Source organism: Protofrankia sp. Cr1, from assembly GCF_963555865.1.
Taxonomy (GTDB): domain Bacteria; phylum Actinomycetota; class Actinomycetes; order Frankiales; family Frankiaceae; genus Protofrankia.
The window spans coordinates 1-4,680 of sequence record NZ_CAUVXO010000417.1 but is presented as its reverse complement, the minus strand read 5'-3'; the positions used below and the strand labels follow the sequence as shown (position 1 = coordinate 4,680).

Below are 4,680 nucleotides of genomic sequence, written 5' to 3'. Positions count from 1 at the left end.
ATGCTGTCCGGGTCAAGTTGGGCCGCGATCGGCAGGTGCTGACGGCAGAACTCCTCGGCACGACGCAGCAACGCAAAGGCGTTGCCGTGTTCCTGCCGCTCGTCGACCATCCGCTCGCCACGGACAACGCCACGGAACCTCGCCAGCTTGATCAGAACTGAGGATAGTCCGGCAGCAACCGATCCGATCTTCCGAACAACGCGACCGCAGCGTTGATGATCCTCCCGTTCTTGACCAGACCGAACCCGCGCAGCACTTCGACCGGGTCACGGCTGAACGGATCGCCGATCCGGCCACGGGCTATGGCGTCTTCCAAGGTTCGGACGATCTCGCCAAAGTCTAGATCGTCAAGAGTGAGTTTCGCCGGCTCGATCTCCCACCGATCGCTGGCATGCACCTGTTCGAGGAACAGCCGCTGGTACTCCTCGCGGCCCATCTCAGTGGTGACAGCGCCGACTCGCTTGTACGCGGTTCCCCGGTAACGGTACAGCCGGTAACGACCTTGCCTGACAGTCACCACGATGACGTGGCGACCCGGTTCGATCTCGACAGTCTCGATCGTCGGGGTGACCTCCGGATCGAATGCCCGTAGCGCCTCATACAGCTTCTCCAGCGTGCTCTCACGCACTTCCTGACCAGCCACGCGGCCATCGGGTGTGACGCCGAACAGCAGCCGACCGCCGTGCAGGTTGACCATCCCACACAGCGTCTTGGCGGCCTCCGTCCGCTGCCCGGTGGACTCCTTGAACTCCTGCCGATCGGACTCACCCTCGCCTGCCCAGCGGGCGATCTGGCTAACCTCAACGGGAACATACGTAGGGGTCACACCGCGACCGTAGCCCGCCACCATTGCACCGCCTTCACCGGCAGCGGCTTCGCCACGCCCTGACCGTCTCTCGCTCATGGGATCGCCGCAGTCCACGATGCAGCCCAACCATGCAGATATGGACGATCACGAAATTCCCCACTCTGGTCATAATCTACCGATAGACCGCACGGTGATCCTTGTGGAGAACCCAAACCGCATTGACACGCGCCGACCTGGGCTTCCTGCTCTCATGTGAGGGCATCAGGCCTGCCTGCTACCGGCTCTACGACGGTCTCGAAACCGGCGAATGCCACGTGCTCGACCACGCGCCGGCCGGGTGGGAGGTCTTCTACACGGTGAAACCGGCCTTTTCCAGCGCCTTGACCACCTCGGTGCCACGCAGCGCGGGGACCGGCGGCATCAGGCCACGCCGACCGTCACCGCCAGCTCGTCCGGCGCGCCGAACTCGGCAAACCAACCTTCCAACGCTGCACGCAGGTCTTCGATCGCCTCGCCCCGAGTCCGGCCCTCCCCATTGGCCCCGCCGCCCGGGAGAGAAGCATGTGCGCAAAACCAGCCGGTCTCGTCCTGCTCGACGATGTAAGGCACGTGAACCACCCGACTCATACGATCTACAGTACGCCGAATGCCCCCCGGATCAGCAACACAGCCCGTCGCCAGGCCGGGTTACCACCTACCTGCTGGACGCTCACCGCCCTGTCGGCTGTAGCAGACATGATTGGCCTGCGCACGACGGCGAGCGCCACGCGCCACGCCGCCTCGATGGCGGATCGGACACTTCCTCACATTCCGTCGCTGCGGGCGAAAACGACGGTGTACTGCAGTTGTACTGTAACGGGGATGGACGTCCGTAGACGTCGGTGGACGACCCCGAGCCCGCGACCTGCACCGGTGGACATCAATGGACATATCGTCGAGAACTACGGATCAAGAAGTTGGGGATTCGAGTCCCTCCGAGCGCACGCACGGTTGAGACAGGTTGGAAACGATCACTTTCTCGCGGCCCGACCCTTCTCCCCACTTTCGTCACTGTCCGTAGCTGACTGGCTGTGCAGCCTGGCGAGGACGTCGTCCATGCTCCGGGCGGTCGTTTCCTGTAGCTGTGGGGATGGCCTGCGACGCAGGGGCATGGGATCGCCACGCGAGCGATCACCAGGCGTCTGGGAGCCGGTGGTGGTCAAGCCGTAGCACGCAACAGGCCGTTGCGGTCCGCGACCGCTGCAACTACGTGCAGGCGCGGCGGCAGGAGCCGGTCGCAGAGGTCAGGATCACCTTGGTGGATGTCACGACGGTTGGTGGTCGCACAATCATAGGCGAGCTGCTCGAACGTTCCTCGCAGCCCCGCGCCGACATCGCGGGCACTGGCCTTGGATGCGATCAGCGACTGGCAGTACCGCCGAACTAATGGTCGAGATATCCGTGTTGGGTTACCGTAAGCGGGAGTCTAATCGCCTCCGACGAATTCCGCGATCTCTACCTGTCATCTGGCGCCGATACCGATCCGTCGCTCCAGCCCACGAGGTAACGCATGAACAACGAGGCTTTGCTTCCGCCCGTTCCGGCGCCACGGCCGGCCGCCACCCCGGCGGAGCGCCTGCTCTCCGAACGGATCTTTCTGCTTGCCGACGCCCACGGCCTGCAGGTACCGGCCGGCCTCGATCCTCGCCACGGAGGGCTGGCAATCTGCGGCGGCCGAACCGACCCATTCACAAAGATTAAAAAACTGCAGGATGAGGGCCATTTCGAGCCATCAAAGGACATTCGACGGTTCGCGACTCTCCCGGTTACGCATGCCAAAACTCCGCTGCCTGCTCACGGGTCGTAGGATATTCGGCCAGGTACGCCCGGTATGCCTCCTCAGCGAACCACCATCTCCGGGCCGAGACTCGCACGGGCCGGTAGGGCTCCGGCGCGACCAGCATTTCGACGCCCGAACTTCCATTCATGAGAAACAGGCCGACACCGTAGAAATCCGCCTCCACGCAGGCCGCCGACAAGTCCCGGGGTGCGCGATCCAAGACGATCGCGCGGGCGCAGAACGGCGTGAACCGGCCTGCCCGTTCCAGCCCCAGCCGCCACCCACGAGCGGAGATCACCGCCAACTCGACGTTCACCGGTGGACGAGCAAGCCTGATCACCGACTCATCACCGACGTATAGGCACCCGGACGGCGCTTTGGCGACGGTGCGCCGCTCCCGTCCACCGAGGCTCGCGTGGCTGACCGGCCGGCCCAGCGGGAGATTCAACAGCAGATCCAGTACGCCGACATCGACGACCGCGCCCAAACCATCCCCTTGGCGCCGGTTGTGCTCCTCCTGGTCCAGGCCCAGGCACAGGAGGACCTCGGCCCCCAGAGCATTGAAGCGACAGGCCCGCCCCGCGGCGGGCGCAAGCTGGGCTGCGACCGCGGATGCCCCGCACTGCAGCACGGGCGGCAAGCTCACGGAGCTGGACACAGCATCAACTCTGCCGTACCCGGACCTCACCCGCCTAGCCTGCGCGCCTCAACGGTGTGCTCTCGTCCCGGTCCTTCAACGACTGCATCACAGCATCGGCTCACCCCAGCACCCACGTGTAGCGCATCTGTCCTGCAGCGACAGCCGGACCAGCGCCGACGACACCCACGGGGGCACATTAACTTGACGTTGTATTAACTGGAGCTCATACTCGGGAGGTGATCGTCGACTGGACGGAGGAGTTCGACCGCTGGCTCGCCCACGCGGAAGAACAAGGTGGCCGGCTCCTCACTGTCGCGATCGCACTGCTGCAGGCGCTCACGGACCTCCCCGCCAAACCTGTCGAGGAGTCCGCGACCTTCAAACAGGTACGACAGGCCCGCCGCCACAAGCTGTGGAGGGTCGCCCACCCTTTCGACCCGGCCGTCGCCGTCCGGATCATCTGCTGGTTCCCCACCGACGACCATGCCGTGATCGCGCTGATCGGATTCGACAAGAAGACGATCGGTGACGTCTTCTACACCAGCGCGGCAGCACGAGGAGAGGCGCTGATCGATGCCTGGCTGCGCCAGAAGGGAGGCCCCGATGACAGATGACGTCACGTTCATCCGTGGCAACGACCGCATCCGCCAGCTCGCCAGCCGGCCCGACATCGCCGCCGACGTCGCCCAGGTCCGCCAGGACATGGCCGAGGCGGACCGAACCCATGCCATGGGCCTGGCCGCGCTGCGGCGAGCCGCCGAACTTACCCAGGTCGAACTCGCCCGGCGCATGGGCGTCACCCAGGCCGCCATCAGCCGTCTGGAACAACCCCACGACCTGCTGCTGTCCACCCTCAACGCCTACCTGGCGGCCATCGGCGGACAGGTCAGCATGATTGTTCGTTTCGCGGACGGCCACGAAACGGTCCTCGACCTCGCCCAGATCGCATAGTCCGGATCCACCAACTCGCCCGATGCAGGTCATCCGGGATCAAAGTGATCAATGCCCCCGTCAGCCGGGTGAGACGCCCTTCGGCACCCGGCTGCTCGCTACCGGGACCAGCGGCCGCAGAGAAACGACCGTGATCTTCGGATCTATCGAGTGAACCAACGCGCTGTAACCACCGCTTTCGCGGCTGCGTACTGCAGTACTACTGCAACGGGGACAGACGTCGGTGGACGTTCGTGGACGGTGCGCCGAGGGCTACGGATCAAGAGGTTGGGTATTCGAGTCCCTCCGAGCGCACGCTGGTTGAGGCAGGTCAGAGCCCCGCGGACGTCCCACCGCCACCCTCGCCATCGTCACGCTCCGTAGTATCCGGCCGGGTCGGTGAGGCCAGCCGGCCCAGGATGCCATCCATGCTCGCCGCCGTGCCGCGGCGGACGTCTTCCAGGACATCGATGTAGATATCCG

5 protein-coding genes are annotated in these 4,680 nt (G+C 64.9%); 2 read left to right on the top strand and 3 right to left on the bottom strand.

Going from position 1 to position 4,680, the window contains the following annotated elements; all coding sequences use genetic code 11:
• Positions 1-151 precede the first annotated feature (151 nt).
• The 3 genes from U9980_RS22710 to U9980_RS22700 all read right to left on the bottom strand — a co-directional run bounded on the left by U9980_RS22710 (position 152) and on the right by U9980_RS22700 (position 3,273).
• Complete coding sequence (locus U9980_RS22710; protein WP_322769795.1) at positions 152-826, bottom strand: helix-turn-helix domain-containing protein; 675 nt, start codon at positions 824-826, stop codon at positions 152-154.
• A 402-nt stretch (positions 827-1,228) separates the two neighbouring features.
• A complete protein-coding gene (locus U9980_RS22705; protein ID WP_322769794.1) occupies positions 1,229-1,417 on the bottom strand; it encodes a hypothetical protein in 189 nt (62 codons plus the stop codon).
• A 1,196-nt stretch (positions 1,418-2,613) separates the two neighbouring features.
• Entirely contained in the window at positions 2,614-3,273 is a 660-nt protein-coding gene (locus U9980_RS22700; protein WP_322769793.1) for a hypothetical protein, read from the bottom strand.
• A 230-nt stretch (positions 3,274-3,503) separates the two neighbouring features.
• Here U9980_RS22700 and U9980_RS22695 point away from each other — a divergent pair, with 230 nt between their 5' ends.
• Both U9980_RS22695 and U9980_RS22690 read left to right on the top strand, forming a co-directional pair.
• Positions 3,504-3,881 carry a hypothetical protein gene (locus U9980_RS22695; protein WP_322769792.1) on the top strand — a complete coding sequence of 126 codons (378 nt, stop codon included), beginning with the start codon at positions 3,504-3,506 and terminating at the stop codon, positions 3,879-3,881.
• Positions 3,871-4,218, top strand: a complete 348-nt coding sequence (locus U9980_RS22690; protein WP_322749383.1) for a helix-turn-helix transcriptional regulator — start codon at positions 3,871-3,873, stop codon at positions 4,216-4,218. Before U9980_RS22695 ends, U9980_RS22690 begins: the two co-directional genes overlap by 11 nt.
• Positions 4,219-4,680: the final 462 nt, after the last annotated feature.